The organism is Brevibacillus fortis (assembly GCF_003013395.1).
Lineage (GTDB): Bacteria > Bacillota > Bacilli > Brevibacillales > Brevibacillaceae > Brevibacillus > Brevibacillus fortis.
Genome location: NZ_PXZM01000049.1, coordinates 13,879 through 29,323, shown reverse-complemented (window position 1 = coordinate 29,323; position 15,445 = coordinate 13,879). Strand labels below are relative to the sequence as shown.

15 protein-coding genes and 1 pseudogene are annotated in these 15,445 nt (G+C 48.5%); 14 read left to right on the top strand and 2 right to left on the bottom strand.

All coding sequences use genetic code 11. From position 1 onward, the window contains the following. Window positions 1-43 precede the first annotated feature (43 nt). From C7R93_RS26760 to C7R93_RS26720, 9 genes and pseudogenes are all read left to right on the top strand, one after another. Entirely contained in the window at window positions 44-343 is a 300-nt protein-coding gene (locus C7R93_RS26760; RefSeq protein WP_244191667.1) for a class II D-tagatose-bisphosphate aldolase, non-catalytic subunit, read from the top strand. Next, window positions 340-1,427: pseudogene (locus tag C7R93_RS26755) on the top strand (saccharopine dehydrogenase family protein). The gene C7R93_RS26760 and the pseudogene C7R93_RS26755 overlap by 4 nt, the downstream one beginning before the upstream one ends. A gap of 35 nt (window positions 1,428-1,462) precedes the next feature. Next, entirely contained in the window at window positions 1,463-1,966 is a 504-nt protein-coding gene (locus tag C7R93_RS26750; RefSeq protein ID WP_106841645.1) for a DinB family protein, read from the top strand. Between the two features lie 213 nt (window positions 1,967-2,179). Beyond that, window positions 2,180-2,818, top strand: a complete 639-nt coding sequence (locus C7R93_RS26745; RefSeq protein WP_106841644.1) for a nitroreductase family protein — start codon at window positions 2,180-2,182, stop codon at window positions 2,816-2,818. Window positions 2,819-2,838: 20 nt separating this feature from the next. Next, entirely contained in the window at window positions 2,839-3,789 is a 951-nt protein-coding gene (locus C7R93_RS26740) for a ring-cleaving dioxygenase (RefSeq protein ID WP_106841643.1), read from the top strand. Further along, on the top strand, window positions 3,786-4,397 hold the full coding sequence (locus C7R93_RS26735) for an alpha/beta hydrolase (RefSeq protein ID WP_106841642.1): 612 nt from the start codon (window positions 3,786-3,788) through the stop codon (window positions 4,395-4,397). The genes C7R93_RS26740 and C7R93_RS26735 overlap by 4 nt, the downstream gene beginning before the upstream one ends. A gap of 282 nt (window positions 4,398-4,679) precedes the next feature. After that, window positions 4,680-5,360, top strand: coding sequence for a response regulator transcription factor (locus C7R93_RS26730; protein ID WP_106841641.1), 681 nt, complete (start codon window positions 4,680-4,682; stop codon window positions 5,358-5,360). After that, window positions 5,357-6,763, top strand: coding sequence for a sensor histidine kinase (locus C7R93_RS26725; protein ID WP_106841640.1), 1,407 nt, complete (start codon window positions 5,357-5,359; stop codon window positions 6,761-6,763). Before C7R93_RS26730 ends, C7R93_RS26725 begins: the two co-directional genes overlap by 4 nt. Before the next feature lie 30 nt (window positions 6,764-6,793). Then, window positions 6,794-7,237, top strand: coding sequence for a hypothetical protein (locus tag C7R93_RS26720; protein ID WP_106841639.1), 444 nt, complete (start codon window positions 6,794-6,796; stop codon window positions 7,235-7,237). Between the two features lie 42 nt (window positions 7,238-7,279). On the opposite strand, the gene C7R93_RS26715 is transcribed toward C7R93_RS26720, so the two are convergent. Then, on the bottom strand, window positions 7,280-7,654 hold the full coding sequence (locus C7R93_RS26715) for an ArsR/SmtB family transcription factor (RefSeq protein WP_035290894.1): 375 nt from the start codon (window positions 7,652-7,654) through the stop codon (window positions 7,280-7,282). Between the two features lie 143 nt (window positions 7,655-7,797). Here C7R93_RS26715 and C7R93_RS26710 point away from each other — a divergent pair, with 143 nt between their 5' ends. Beyond that, a complete protein-coding gene (locus C7R93_RS26710) occupies window positions 7,798-8,094 on the top strand; it encodes a hypothetical protein (protein ID WP_106841638.1) in 297 nt (98 codons plus the stop codon). A 190-nt stretch (window positions 8,095-8,284) separates the two neighbouring features. After that, entirely contained in the window at window positions 8,285-10,516 is a 2,232-nt protein-coding gene (locus C7R93_RS26705; RefSeq protein ID WP_106841637.1) for a heavy metal translocating P-type ATPase, read from the top strand. Window positions 10,517-10,568: 52 nt separating this feature from the next. Here the strand turns inward: C7R93_RS26705 and C7R93_RS30990 are convergent, their stop codons facing one another. Continuing rightward, complete coding sequence (locus C7R93_RS30990) at window positions 10,569-12,575, bottom strand: ABC transporter ATP-binding protein (protein ID WP_106841636.1); 2,007 nt, start codon at window positions 12,573-12,575, stop codon at window positions 10,569-10,571. 446 nt (window positions 12,576-13,021) lie between these two features. Between C7R93_RS30990 and C7R93_RS26695 the strand changes: the two genes are divergently transcribed. The 3 genes from C7R93_RS26695 (at window position 13,022) to C7R93_RS26685 (ending at window position 15,299) form a co-directional block, all read left to right on the top strand. Beyond that, complete coding sequence (locus C7R93_RS26695; protein ID WP_244191666.1) at window positions 13,022-13,672, top strand: polysaccharide deacetylase family protein; 651 nt, start codon at window positions 13,022-13,024, stop codon at window positions 13,670-13,672. Between the two features lie 69 nt (window positions 13,673-13,741). Continuing rightward, a complete protein-coding gene (locus tag C7R93_RS26690; RefSeq protein WP_106841635.1) occupies window positions 13,742-14,707 on the top strand; it encodes a helix-turn-helix transcriptional regulator in 966 nt (321 codons plus the stop codon). A 76-nt stretch (window positions 14,708-14,783) separates the two neighbouring features. Then, entirely contained in the window at window positions 14,784-15,299 is a 516-nt protein-coding gene (locus tag C7R93_RS26685) for a DinB family protein (protein ID WP_106841634.1), read from the top strand. The last annotated feature ends 146 nt before the right edge of the window (window positions 15,300-15,445 follow it).

Here is a 15,445-nt window from a genome sequence, read left to right as displayed (position 1 = left end):
CATATGAGCCAGAAGCAGCGCTTTTTCATCATGCTTGTGATTTGTGACGACGATCACGCCTGGCTTTGGTAGGGGCAGGTATGGGGCTGATTGCTTCGCCCAACAACAGCTACATCATGCGTTACGTCCCGATGGAGCATGCAGGCGGATGGTGGTCGGTGCAGCGTTGGGACTGGGCATGATGAACGTTGAATCGAGTCAAGCTGTGCAGGCGACCATCGATGCGTATCGTGCGGTTTTTGAAGCAGGTGGCCTGATTTGCCTGAGCGGTTTATTTGTATGGTGGTATGCGGGACGTATAGAGCGGCGGAAAAAGAGAGGCGCAGGGGTGGAGAAGGCATGAGCAAGGATCGAATTGTGATAGTCGGAGGGTACGGTCATGTAGGGGCAACTATCTGCAAGAAATTGGGTGACGCATATCCGGGCGGGTGTATGCAGCTGGACGCAGCTTGGAGAAGGCTGAGGCATTTTGCCGAGAAACAAATGGGAAGGTGCTGCCGCTGCAACTCGATATTCGCAAGCCGTTGGACCAAAGCCTGCTGGAAAACGTCAAGCTGGTGGTCATGTGCCTGGATCAGACGGATACGGCTTTTGTGGAAGGGTGTGTGCGGAATGGAACGCATTATCTCGATATTTCGGCGAATGGCCAGTTTTTGACGCAGATCGAACAATGGGGGAGCCAAGTCGCACCGAAGGATTTGGGAACCGCCGTACTCAGTGTAGGGCTGGCGCCAGGTCTGACCAACCTGCTCGCGGGGGAAGCTCATCGTTTGCTGGACGAGGTGAGTGAACTGGACATATTCATTATGCTTGGTCTCGGTGATCGGCACGGGAAGGCCGCGCTTGAATGGACCATCGATAACTTGTGCACGAGTTACGAGGTGATGAACAAGCATCAGCGTGTGACCGTAGAAAGCATGACAGAGGGCAAGCTCGTTGATTTTGGACCAGAGCTGGGAAAAAAGCATGCGTATCGCTTTCCATTTTCCGATCAGCAAACATTGGCACGCACCTTGGATGTCCCCACAGTATCTACACGACTTTGTTTTGATCTGGATGGGATGACGAGAGTGGTAGCAGGGTTGAGGAGTATGGGAATTTGCCAATTACTTCATCTACCAAAAGTACGGGAAGCCACGATGGAAGTGTTTGGGCGTTGGAAAATGGGGGATGATCGGTTTGCCATCAAGGTAGAAGCACGGGGAAAACGGGGAGATGACGAGGCGACAGTAGAGTGTCTGCTTTCCGGGCGCGATCAGTCCAAAATGACCGCAATGGTGGCGGCTGCCGTAGCAAAATCACTGTATGAAGAGGCGTTTCCCCCAGGAGTCCACCACATTGAACAACTGTTTTCATTAGAAAAAATAAGATTTTGGCTGGAGCAGGAAGCATCACTGACCATGTTTGTCAGGGAAGCCGGCCTATGATAGAGCTATCGACGAACCACAGAGGGGGCTTTATCATGACACACTATGCCAAAACCATGTACGACTTTCACATGTGGGCGAATCAGACATTAATCAATCGCTTGAAGGAGCTTCCGGAAGGTGTTTACGAGCAGGAAGTCCAAAGCGTTTTCCCGACGATAGCAAAAGTGATGGAGCATATTTATTTCGTGGACCAAGGCTGGCTTCTTATATTGCAGGGTATGGATATGCAAACGGCGCTGAAAGAGGCATGGCAGCAAGAGCAGGAAATAACGGGAAAAAGCTTGGAGGAAGTAGAGCAGATGTATGCAAAGCTGGTTGAGCAATTTAGAGCTTTTCTCAGCCAAGAAGAAGATTTGGAGCGGCGCATTGTCCTTGATAATCCGTACACGAGAGTACGCGATACGAGCTTGGCAGAAATAATCATACAAGTAGTCAATCACGGAACGTATCATCGTGGAAACATAACGGCGATGCTGCGCCAAATGGGGTATCCTTCTGTCATGACCGATTATGCTCTTTACTGGTACGCCAACTGACAAGAGCGTGGGGCTGGAAGAGATTTCATTTTTCTGGCCCTCAGGTTGTTGACAAGGGAGAATTTTGGTCCTATAATTATCTTAAATTTAAGATATTCATTTTCGTAACACCGTCATCCTACTTCCCCAAGCAGGTGCATTTTTAAACATCATTATCTTTAATTTAAGATATTAAAAAATGAATGAGATAGAAAAAATCGAGGAGGAAGTCCCATGAGTGAATTCACTACCCTTGTAAAAAACAGAAGATCCGCAAACAAGTTTCTCACTGACGTAACGATAACACCTGCTGAGATCGATGAAATCATGTCGCTGGTCAAATTCGCTCCATCTGCATTCAATTTGCAGCACGCCCATTATGTAGTGATCACCGATCCAGATGCAAAAGAGCGTGTATATGAAGCGGCATATAGACAATATAAGGTAAAAACAGCGTCAGCAGTGGTGCTGGTGTTTGGAGACAAGGAAGCATACCAAAGCGTAGAGCGCATTAATGAAGGTCTTCTTCATTTAGGGATCATGGATCAACGCGAGTACGACCACAACAATTCTTCGGTCAGAGCGATGCACGAGTCTGGTGGAGAGCAGTTCAAGCGCGATGAAGCGATCCGTAATGCTAATTTGTCCGCTATGCTGTTCATGCTCGCTGCAAAGGATAAAGGCTGGGATACGTGCCCGATGATTGGATTCGATCCAGCAGCCGTCCAAGAGATAGCAAAGGTTCCGGACAGCTTTGTGCCAGCTTTGATGATCACGATTGGAAAAGAAGATACATCCAGCCAGCGAGTTAGAGGGTATCGCAAGCCCGTTGGAGAGTTCGTGAGCTACAACACATTCCAAGCAAGTAAATAATGTAAGGGAGGCTATTCAAAATGACACAACAAACAGCAGGGATTCACCATATCACGGCTTTTGTCACAAGTGCACAGAATAACGTTGATTTTTATGCAGGGTTTCTCGGATTGCGCATGGTGAAAAAAACGATCAACTTCGATGCGCCAGATGTATATCACCTGTACTTCGGGAATGAGGTCGGCAGTCCAGGTACGGCCATCACCTTTTTCCCGTGGGAATCTGGTCGCCGTGGACGCGTAGGCGGTGGGCAGGTGGGCTATACCACTTTCTTGATTCCGATGGGGGCGTTTTCCTTCTGGGAGGATCGACTGAAAAAATTCGGAATCGAGTACCGCCGCGTGGAGCGTTTTAACGAAACGTATCTGCAATTTACGGACAGAGACGGCTTGCAGCTGGAGATCGTGGAACGTGAAGGCGGCCCAGCGAGCAAATGGTCCTTTGGCGGAGTGCCAGCTGACAAGGCGATCAAAGGCTTCGGTGGAGCGATCCTGTACAGTATGGCTCCAGCCCACACCATGGACGTTCTCGAGAGACTGATGGGACTGACCAGAGTCGGTGAAGAAAACGGCCTAGTCCGGTTCCAGGCTCCCGGAGATTTGGGCAATGTCATTGACGTGAATGCCGAGCCGATGCCAAGAGGAACAGGTGGCGCAGGAACGATCCACCATATCGCATGGCGTGCCAAAGACGATCAGGATCACCAGCAGTGGCAGCAGCGAGCAGCTCAGTCTGGTCTTCAGCCGACAGATATTATCGACCGTCAATATTTCAATGCCATCTACTTCCGCGAGCCGGGCGAAATTTTGTTTGAGATTGCGACCGATCCTCCGGGCTTTGAACGAGATGAGCCATTTGACACATTGGGTGAAAAGCTGATGCTCCCTGAGTGGTATGAGCCGCATCGTGCCCAGATTGAGCAAGGCTTGCCACCGATTACAGTCAGAGTGTTGGAGGAAGATCAATCATGAAGCACATTTTTCGAAAAGGAACCGATGTAGAAGCACCGACACTGTTGCTGCTTCATGGAACAGGGGGAGATGAAAACGACCTCTTGCCACTGGCCGATCGTATTTATCCAGGCGCTTCTGTTCTGAGCGTCCGTGGGAATGTTCTCGAAAACGGCATGCCGCGATTTTTCCGACGCCTAGCCGAGGGTGTTTTTGACGAAGAGGATTTGGTCTATCGTACGCAGGAGCTGCATGAGTTTTTGGATCAGGCGGCGGTCACGTATCAGATCGAGCGAGACAATATCGTGGCAGTCGGTTATTCGAACGGGGCGAATATCGCAGGGAGTCTCCTGTTCCATTACCCGAATCCGCTAAAAGGGGCGATTCTTTACCATCCAATGGTTCCACGCCGAGGGATTGCTCTGCCAGATATGTCAGCCATCCCGGTGTTTATCGGAGCAGGCACGAATGATCCGATCTGTACTGCACAAGAGACAGAGGAGCTGAACCGACTACTGACAGAGGCAGGTTCTGACGTGACCGTGCATTGGGATTCGTATGGTCATCAATTGACAGTGAAGGAAGTAGAGGCTTCTGCCGCTTGGTTTACAGAAAGGTTTCGCAAGTAATCGAAGAGTAACAAGAGCGGCGGACTCAAGTGTCTGCCGCTTTTTTGTGCGCGCAAACAGTTGTTTTTCCGGGAAAAGAGTATGCTTCCCGCAGATTTAATCAGATGTGTAAGAGTCTTCAAGAGCCAGCAGTATTCATTCATCTCTTGTTCATATTGCTTCTTTACTATTGATCCACGTAGGTGCAAGCCATTGACTATTTGCAGGATGGTAGGCAAGTGGGTATCATTCAAAATAATAAGCAGAAGACCTAGAGGGCGGAGTAACAAGGAGGCCAGCTTGATGAAACTGACGATACTGATTGCGGATGACGATCCACACGTGCGTGAGCTATTGCGATTTTATTTAGCAAAAGAGGGGTACCATGTCTTGGCTTGTGTAGATGGAAATGAGGCTTCGCAAATGTTGGAGCAGGAATCTGTTCAGCTCGCCATTGTGGATGTGATGATGCCAGGCAAAAACGGCTGGGAGCTATGCCGAGAGATACGGGAATTTTACGACCTTCCTGTTATCATGCTGACAGCAAAAGGAGAGGTACGGGATAAGGAGAAAGGATTTTTGGCGGGGACGGATGATTATTTGACCAAGCCATTTGAGCCTACCGAATTGCTGTACCGCATCAAGGCCTTGCTGCGTCGCTATCAGATGGTCAGCAAACAAATCATTGTTATGAACGATACCGTGATCGATCGGATCAGCCATGTCGTGAAGGTGAAAGAAGAGTTGATTCATTTACCGTTAAAGGAATTTGAACTACTTGCCCAACTTGCTAGTTTTCCTGATCGGATTTTTACTCGGGATCAACTGCTGGAGCTTGTGTGGGGCGGCGATACCGAGAGTGATAGTCGTACCATTGATGTACATATTAAGCGGCTGCGAGAGAAATTTACGGAGAAAACGAATGACTTTGTCATTTCGACCGTTCGGGGCTTAGGCTACAAGCTGGAGGTAAGAGGCGCGTGAAATCTCTTTACGTCCGGGTAGTTCTAACCTTCGTCGCAATTGTACTAATCAGTGGCACACTTGGATTTTTGTTGGCAAATGAGTATTATCAACGAAATCTGCGCGCGTATAATGAACAAAAAATTACGAGCATCGGACAGCAGGTGATCGATTTGTATGAGCATAAATCTTCGCTCGACCTGCCCGCCTTCATGACCCATGTCGCCAATTTGAATTTTCAGCTGCATCTTGTCGATGAGAATGGCGCAGTAAGCCAATTCGGAGCACCTTTTCGCGATCAGCAGATAGACCCTGCCATCGTTCAAAGAGTGTTGGCGGGTGAGACTTACAGAGGGATTACAGAAGAACAGCACGGCCTGTTTGTGACCGGATTTTTTGAGAATACGGTGAAAAACAGCATTGGCTTGCCGCTTACAGCAGAAGGGAAAAAATACGCCCTGTTTGTACGGCCAAATATTGAGCAGCAGTTTGGCGAGGTGCATATTATGTTTGCCTTGCTGCTGGCAGCGATGTTTGTACTTAGCTTGATCCTGATTTTGATTTTTACTCGTTATTTGGTGAAGCCAATCGAGAAGCTGAGCCATGCGACCAAAAAGCTGGCAGAAGGGCAGTACGACATCCACTTGGACATCTCACGACGGGACGAAATCGGCGATTTGGCTATGCATTTTGCCAGGATGACAGAGTCACTCAAACAACTGGACGAGATGCGCCAAGAGTTTGTCTCCAATGTCTCACATGAAATCCAGTCTCCATTGACATCGATCCAAGGCTTTTCTCAAGCCATCCGCAGCGGTGGTGTGACAAGCGAACAGCGGGAGACGTACTTGACCATCATCGAAGAGGAGAGCAGACGGCTCTCTTCCTTGAGCAAGCAGCTGTTGACACTTGCTTCTCTGGACAAGGAGACCGGTCTGTACGAACCGACACGTTTTCGTCTGGATGAGCAGATCAGGCAAGTCCTTTTAATTTTGGAGCATCAGTGGCAACAAAAAAAGCTCGCGATGGAGCTGACTTTACCGGAGACATTCATCGTGGGTGACAAGCAGTTGCTCAATCAAGTATGGATGAACCTGCTTTCCAACAGTATCAAATTCACCCCGACGTCTGGCTCTATTTACATTGCGATACAAAAGGATACACGAATAGCTGTAACCATTCGGGATACGGGGATTGGCATGTCAGAGGAAGAGCAGGAGCATGTCTTTGACCGTTTTTACAAAGGAGACAAGTCACGCAATCGAGAAGCGACAGGAAGCGGTCTTGGTCTTTCTATCGTGCAAAAAATTTTGCAGGTCGCAAAAGGCAGCATTCACATTCAAAGCCGTATAGGTGAAGGGACAACGGTCACGGTCAGCCTACCGACGGGTGAATATCCTACTGCGAGAACGACGAACGAATAGATAACGAAGCGAAGCAAGGGAGTGATTTCCATGAATATCGGCAGGCGTGTACTCGCCGCAGTCCTATCCTCTTTCTTTACCGGTCTTTATGCTGCGTGGATCATCTACATCTATCGTGATCCAAGTGCACCGTACGGGTTCGGACAAGAGTATTTGCTGGGTGTGCTCTTAAGCATGGCATTGAACCTGATTGTCTTCGTATGGCTGTCGATATTCGTGGACTGGCTAGTGAGTAGGTCATTACACTTGATCGGGTGGAAAAAATACGCTGTGCGTTTTGGCGGATATGCTGTCATCGGCTATGTGCCTGTGCTTCTGCAATGGCTACTGAATGTTGATCCGCATGCTGCCTTGTTTTATCCGCAGGCAACGGTTTTTGTGTTCGCCGCGATCAGTTACTTCCTTATCTTTCTCGGAATAGAGGCGATCAGGAAGCGGTTTACCCGGAAAACGAGTGTAAATCGCCATGGTTAATCAAGTGTTTAACATGCTGGAGAAATAAAAAAGCCCGAGCAATCAGGTAGCTCGGACAATGGTTTTCTGTTCTTTGGCGTGTTCAATCCCCGCAGATATGAGATGGCGTACATGGTCATCATCCAACGAGTAAAAAACGAGCTTTCCTTCTTTGCGATACTTGGCCAGTCCCATGTTGCGCAAAAGCCGCAGATGGTGGGAGGTGTTAGCGATCGAGCTTCCGATGATGGCAGCTACATCACAGACACAGAGCTCGTCTTCCATCGAGAGGATGTGAATGATTTTGGCGCGGGTGTCATCGGCCAACGCCTTGAAGATTTTTGCTACCCCTTCTGATTCTGTGGCGAAGGGCTTTAACCGATTTACTTTTTCCTCATCAAAACATTGGATTTCACAGATGTCATCCACTGTAACCATCACCTCATGCTCTACAATGTCCTACTATTATAGACATTCGCGGAGAAAGTGAAAAGGAAAAACGACATTTTCATGGCACTGTAGTGTCCCTCCCTGTTTTCGTGTAAGATGAACATGATCCAATGAAATGGGGAGAGAATACCATGAGTGCGCAACCAAAGTGCCCGAAGTGCCGGTCTGCAAAAATCGATTTGACGGAATCGATTAATAAGCCATTATACATAACCATTTATGCAGCGGTTTTGGCAGTGCTTGCCTTGATCGGCATTTCGGTGAAAGGGACACCTGTCATCTTTTTGTTCCTCGGACTGTCAGGGGCCTTTATCCTGTTTGCCGTTCGTCTTGCCTTAGAAAAGCGTAAAGTAATCAAGTGTAAATGTCTGGACTGTGGGGAGCGTTGGCAGACCACCCCAACACCAGTACAAGCTCGTACCAAGTAACAAGACTCCTAGTAATAGGGGTCTTTTTCTTTATTCTCGAGCTGTAAAAAAATGGGCGAAATATTCAAATCAATTCTTGAACGATCCAAAAGGATGCGATAATATAATAATTAAATATTTGTTTGAATGTTTGTGGATTGATTTCATTCGAAGCTGGGCAAAATAGATGCTTGGAAAAAGGTGAGAACAGATGGCAGAAGAACGAAAAAAAGAAGAGTGTTGCAGTGGGCATCAATGCAGCAGTGAGCATAAGCATGCTGGTAAAAATCTCACGGTTCTCGAGTCTGCGGCTGCGGCAACAGAAGGCGCAGGCATTCTTTCTTCACAGGCTGTTGTTTATCGCGTTACAGGTATGGATTGCAGTTCGTGCGCCAAATCGCTGGAAAAGCATATGCAGACGTTGCCTGATGTAAAAGAGGTTAACGTGAACTTTTCCACAGGTAAAATGCAGCTCGTCGCGGATGGTTTGGGAGAAGATGCGGTGGTCAAGGAAGTCGCCAAGGCTGGCTACAGTGCCATGCTGCTTACGAGACGCACTGCCAAAACAGTACCGAAAACGGATCAAGCAGGGACGGCACTGACGACGATTTCCGGTGTGCTGCTGGCTCTCGGTTTTCTAGGTTCCTTATCGCCTAGCATATCTCCCATGGTCGTTACTGTGCTCTATGCGTTGTCGATCATAAGTGGAGGCTACCGACCTGCGCGCAGTGCTTTTTACGCGATGAAAAGCGGTTCACTGGATATGAACGTATTGATGTCTGTTGCGGCTGTAGGAGCAGCGTTAATTGGTGAGTGGCTGGAGGGCGCGACGGTCGTCTGGCTCTTTTCCATCGGAAACTTGCTGCAGACCAAGTCGATTGAAAAAACGCGTGACTCCATACGCAATCTGATGGATTTGGCTCCGCCAGAGGCGTGGGTCAAGGTAGGGGAGTCTCTTACTCGCAAGCCAGTTGAGGACGTTACTGTCGGTCAAGTCATCGTAGTGAAGCCGGGGGAGAAAATCCCGCTGGACGGAGTGATTGTTCACGGGACATCGAGCGTCAATCAGGCCCCGATTACAGGTGAATCGATTCCCGTAGATAAGCTGGTCGGCGACAGCGTTTTTGCAGGGAGTGTCAACGAAAGCGGCGCGGTGGAGATCAAGGTAACAAAGCTGGTGGAGGATACGGCGATTGCCAGAATCATTCATCTCGTAGAGGAAGCGCAGGAGAAAAAAGCGCCTACTCAGGCATTTGTTGATAAATTCGCTGCGATCTACACGCCAATCGTGCTCGTGCTTGCTTTGCTCGTGATTGTATTCCCGCCATTACTCGGACTCGGTACCTGGGGAGAATGGTTTTACAGAGGACTTGAGTTACTGGTTGTTGCTTGCCCGTGCGCACTGGTCATTTCCACGCCAGTTGCGATTGTGTCCGCGATTGGAAACGCAGCGAGAAACGGCGTCCTGATCAAGGGCGGTACTTTTTTGGAAAAGGCAGGAGCGATCACCGCAATTGCCTTCGATAAAACGGGCACATTGACGGAAGGGAAACCACAGGTGGCAGCGGTTATTGAGATGGAGGGAAGCGAGGACGAAGTAGTGTCTATCGCCAGAACGATTGAAGAGCGTTCTTCCCATCCGATTGCACAAGCGATTCTCACCTATGCCAAACAAAAGCAGGTTGTTTCCCAGAGCGGGCAAGATTTCAAGACGATCGTCGGAAAAGGGGCGAGCGCTGTCATCGGAGCCGAGACATTTTATGCAGGGAAGCCCGCCCTGTTTCAAGAGTTGGGAGTCGATCTGTCAGCATGGGAAGCGCAAATCAAGTCGTTGCAGAGTGAGGGACATACGCTGGTGGTCATCGGTACCTCAACGAAATTGATCGGGATGATTGCTGTTGCCGACACCATTCGTGAGATTACGGTTAGTGCCATTGGTAAGCTCAAGGCGGCAGGAATCGAAGACATCGTCATGCTGACTGGTGACAATGCCGGTACGGCGAAAAAGGTAGCGAGTCAGACGGGTGTGAATCGATATTTTGCAGAGCTGTTACCACAGGATAAGGTAGAGGCGGTTAAGAAACTCCAACACGAAGGCAAGGTCGTCGCCATGGTGGGTGACGGGATCAACGATGCGCCTGCTCTCGCATCAGCTGACTTGGGTATTGCCATGGGTGGAGCAGGCACCGATACGGCAATGGAAACCGCTGATATCGTGTTGATGGCCGACAATCTCGAAAAGCTGCCGCACACGATGAAGGTCAGCAGAAAAGCGCTCACGATTATCAAGCAAAACATCTGGTTTTCGATCATCGTGAAGCTGGTGGCACTCGTGTTGATATTCCCAGGCTATCTAACCTTGTGGCTGGCGGTGCTCAGTGACACTGGAGCCGCATTGCTGGTCATCTTAAACAGTATGAGACTCTTGCGAATGAAGGACTAAATAAAAAAGGGAGATGAGCTGTCGAAGCTCTCTCCCTTTTCATATATATGGTTTACACCAAAACGCCGCCGCCGTATCTTTCGAATTCTTTCTGGGTGCAAGCAACAAAGTGACCGCGCTCAATTTCACGCAAGACGCGTTCTTCCCCTTGATCTCGGAGATATTCCTGATCATCGAAAACGATGCGCTTACGGTTGCGCTCATAATCAGGGTCTGGCAATGGAATTGCCGAGAGCAACGATTTGGTGTACGGATGAATCGGATTCTCGTACAGACGATTACTTTCTGCCAGCTCTACAATTCGTCCGCGGTACATGACACCAATGCGGTCACTGATGTATTTAACCATGGACAGGTCATGGGCGATGAACAGATAGGTCAGGCCTTTTTCCTTTTGCAGGCGCTTGAGCAGATTAATGACCTGCGCCTGAATGGACACGTCGAGCGCAGAGATTGGTTCATCGGCAATGATGAATTCCGGATCAACAGCCAATGCCCGTGCAATCCCGATCCGTTGGCGTTGTCCGCCGCTGAACTCATGCGGGTAACGGTTTGCGTGCTCGCGGTTGAGGCCAACGGTTTCCAACAGCTCGTGTACTTTGGCAATGCGTGCTTCCTTGGTCGCCAGACGATGAATGTCCAGACCTTCTGCAATAATATCCGATACGGTCAGACGTGGATTCAACGACGAGTACGGGTCTTGGAAGATCATTTGAATTTTGCGGTTGAGCCATTTCTTTTCTTCGAGCGTTTTCTTACCGTGTACACTATTCCCATCGAACAAGACCTCTCCGCCAGTTGCATCGTATAGGCGAAGGATGGTTCGTCCTGTAGTGGATTTACCGCAACCGGATTCACCCACAAGACCGAAGATTTCCCCTTTGTAGATGTCAAAGGTGATGCCATCTACAGCTTTCAGCGTATGACCATTCCCGAGGTCAAAATGCTGTTTCAAATCTTTGACTTCAACCAGCTTCTCACGGTTCTCGTAGTTGAAGGTTTTTTTTGTGCTTACCGGAGCATCAGCGGCAGCATCATCAGCATTCACCTTTCTTCTCACAGCGGAAGCAGGAGGCTTAATGTCCGGTGCCATTTCGTGCAAGAGCCATGTTGCCGCATAGTGCGTGTCGGAGATTTTGAACATCGGTGGTTCATATTCCAGGTCGACCTTCAACGCAAATGGGTTACGAGCCGCAAAAGCATCACCTACAGGTGGCTTGAACATGTCAGGCGGCGATCCAGGAATGGACATCAGCTCATCATCGCTGGAATCGAGGCTAGGCATGGAACCTAATAGACCCCATGTATACGGGTGCTTAGGATCGTAGAAAATTTCATCGACTTTACCGATTTCCACAATTTTGCCTGCATACATAACTGCTACACGGTCTGCCATGTTAGCAACTACACCGAGGTCATGCGTAATAAAGATGATCGAGGTACCCATCTTCTTTTGCAGTTCCTTCAGCAGCTCCAAAATTTGCGCCTGAATCGATACATCCAGAGCAGTTGTCGGCTCATCGGCGATGATAATTTTTGGATTGCAGGCCAGTGCGATGGCAATGACAATCCGTTGGCGCATCCCACCAGAAAACTGGTGCGGGTATTGATCGATACGTTCTTTGGCAAACGGAATCCCTACCATTTCCAACAGCTCAATAGCACGGCTGCGCGCTTCTGCACGGTTCAGCTTTTGGTGCTTGATGAAGCTCTCCATGATTTGGTTACCGATGGTCATCGTCGGATTAAGCGAAGTCATCGGGTCTTGGAAGATCATCGAGATATCGCGACCGCGAACATCCTGCATTTCTTTTTCGGAAAGCGTAACCAAATCTCTTCCCTCAAACAGAACTTGTCCTTTTGGAATGCGTCCAGGAGGAGAAGGAATGAGGCGCATAAGTGCTTGTGAGGTTACGGATTTACCGGAACCAGATTCACCAACAATCGCCAGCGTTTCTCCTTTTTCCAGATCGAAGGAGACGCCCCGTACTGCTTTGACTTCGCCTGCATACGTATCGAATGACACGTGCAAATCTTTTACTTCTAACACTTTTCCCATACAATCCTCCCTTTCGAGCATGCTTTGTCGTGATTAACCCTCCATGTATATCCAACAATCTCTCTAATAGAGGTAGTTCAAAAAGTCGACTTTCGATCACGAAGTAGGTTTTGATGGCTATAGCGACATCGAAAGAGGCGTTCACCTTCAAGGTCCGGCGCTCATGTAGATCCCCTACACTCCGCTCGTCCCTTTTTAGGTTCTCGCCACTTTCTCGGTGTTGAAAGGTCGTCTTTTTGAATACGCACTAGTATAAATTTTTACGAAAATGAAAATCATTATCATCATTATACTATATTCATTTAAGAGTTGTTAAAAAAATTTTGTAAGGTACATACTCATACAGAAAGCCCAGACTAGGGGCTTTTTTAGCGTTACCAAATGATTGCCCAGTCATACTATGCACCAATGCAGCAGAATACTGGCTTATACGGAGGGTAACGCTTGTGAACAAGCTCAATAAGTCGAAGGAAATCGCACTCACTTTTGATGATGGACCGGATCAGTTGTGGACGCCTCGTGTGTTAGACATATTGGCTCACTATCAGGTAAAGGCAACTTTCTTTTGTGTTGGACAAATGGTGAAGTACAACCCGAGAATACTGGAGCGGATCGTAAAGGAAGGACACTTGGTAGGAAACCATAGCTGGGACCACCCTGACTTTACGAAAATACCTCTCTTGGCTGTTCATGAGCAGGTAGAACGTACCTCAGATCAGATTAAAAAGGTTGTAGGTGTGAGACCCCGGATAGTTCGGCCGCCATATGGAGCAGTGAATGAGGATGTCATCCAGCTGCTTGCGGCGAATAACTACGAAATGATTTTGTGGGATGTAGATAGTTGGGATTGGAAAGGTCTCACCGGTCCACAGGTCGCGAGAAACATCTTGGGACATGTCACACCAGGCGCAGTCGTGCTTCAACATTCCGCTGGCGGTACGAAAGACACGCTTAAGGGGAGTATGGATGCTTTGCCCTATGTCATTGAGGTGTTAAGTGAGCAGAAATATACCTTTTCAACCATTTCCGCCATGTTTCAACTGGCAGCTTATGGAGAAAGGACTTGTCCTTTCAAGAAAAGGAGAGGGGGCAGATAGAGGAAATGGATTGAAATCTGTTGTAATTATTAGAATCAGAAGATATTTTTCAGGGGAGCGAATCAGTAGATGTCCAAAGCCGATAATATGCTCTCCATTCTGTGGCTGTTGAAGACCGGCAAGCGAATGACAGCCAAGCAGTTGGCAGAGATTCTCGAGATCAATATTCGCACCGTTTATCGCTATATCGATTCACTGTGTGCGAGCGGTGTACCCATCATTTCCGATGCCGGACACAATGGTGGCTACAGTTTACTTCAGCATTTCAATGAAGCTCCCTTGTTTTTCGACCTCCACGAGCAAAAAGCTTTGATCCATGCAGCAGCTTTTGCCCAAGAGGCCGGGTATCCTTTCGGAGCAGATTTACATCGGGCCATTTCCAAGCTAAAACGTTACACAAATGAAGAGCAGCGTGATGCAATTGACCGACATAGTATAGGGTTCGAGGTGATCCAGCCGCCTGTTGACCCTTCCCTCGAATCTACCTTACAGGAGCTGGAGTTGTCTGTTGCCAATGGGCACACACTCTCGATGGAGTATCAGAAAGCCTACCAGACAACGAGACAAAAGCGTCATATCGATCCATACGGGCTCGTTTATTGGAAGGGGAAGTGGTATATCGTTGCCTATTGTCATCTGCGCAGTACCATTCGCAGCTTTCGTGTAGATCGGGTCCATGAGATTCAACGTACAGAAGCCAGCTTTCAACGCCCTCCTGAATTTTCTGCGCGCCACTTTTTTCTCTCGAATTTACTACCGGAAACAGACAAGCAGGGCAACACCATTTTGCTCAAGGTCAAAGGAAGGCCACAGGCACTCGCTGATTTATGCGGGCATTGGTACCTCGGACATACCGTGATCGAGCGCAGCGAGGCACAAGTGATCTTTCACGTAGATGAGCAAATGGCTCATTCGATCCTTCCTCATTATCTTTTGCCATTCGGAAAATCGATACAAATTGAAGAGCCAGCCTTTGTAAAAGAGCGATTGGCTGCCATCGCTGCCGATTTATTTCATTTTTATCAGTCGACTTGATTTCACTGACCGTTATTGTCAGTTGAGTTGATTTATATTGGAAAGCAAAGAAGAGATGAATGGAGGCAGATTGAACATGAAGCATGAAGCATTGCGCTTGTACGAATATCATGTATGGGCAAACGAAAAAGTATTCGAGCGGTTGCAAGAGGTACCAGCGGGAGTGAGTGAGCAGGAGGTTCAGAGCGTGTTTCCAACCATCACCCAGACGTTGGCTCACATTCTCAAGACGGACTTTGTTTGGTTGTTGGCCATGAAGGGGGAGAGCTACGAAGAAGTAGGACCAAAAGTAGGAGTTCTCTTGCAGGAATTAAAAGGGAAGAACGTAAACGAGCTTCGAATACTGTTCGCCGAATCAGCCCAGCAGTTCAGAGATTTCTTCGGGCAAATCTCACTGGAAGACACCTCAGCCTATAGGCACCCAGCATTGGGCACCGTTCATGCTCGCTATGCCGACATCGTCCAACACGTCGCCAACCACGGAACCTATCACCGAGGCAATATCTCTGCCATGCTCAGACAACTAGGTCACGCGGGAGCCTCCTCCGATTACATTTTTTATTTATTCGAAACCTCCGCGGTAGATCAATAAAAGTCTTTTCATCTTTTATCAACTACCGAAAAAAACAAGCAGCTTGTAAGAGGGAACAGGAGAAATAAGCGAGGATCTTTGGAACACCGACCGAGACGTAATGCAAAAAGCGAAACACGCCCTTAAGCGTCTACCTCTGAGATACT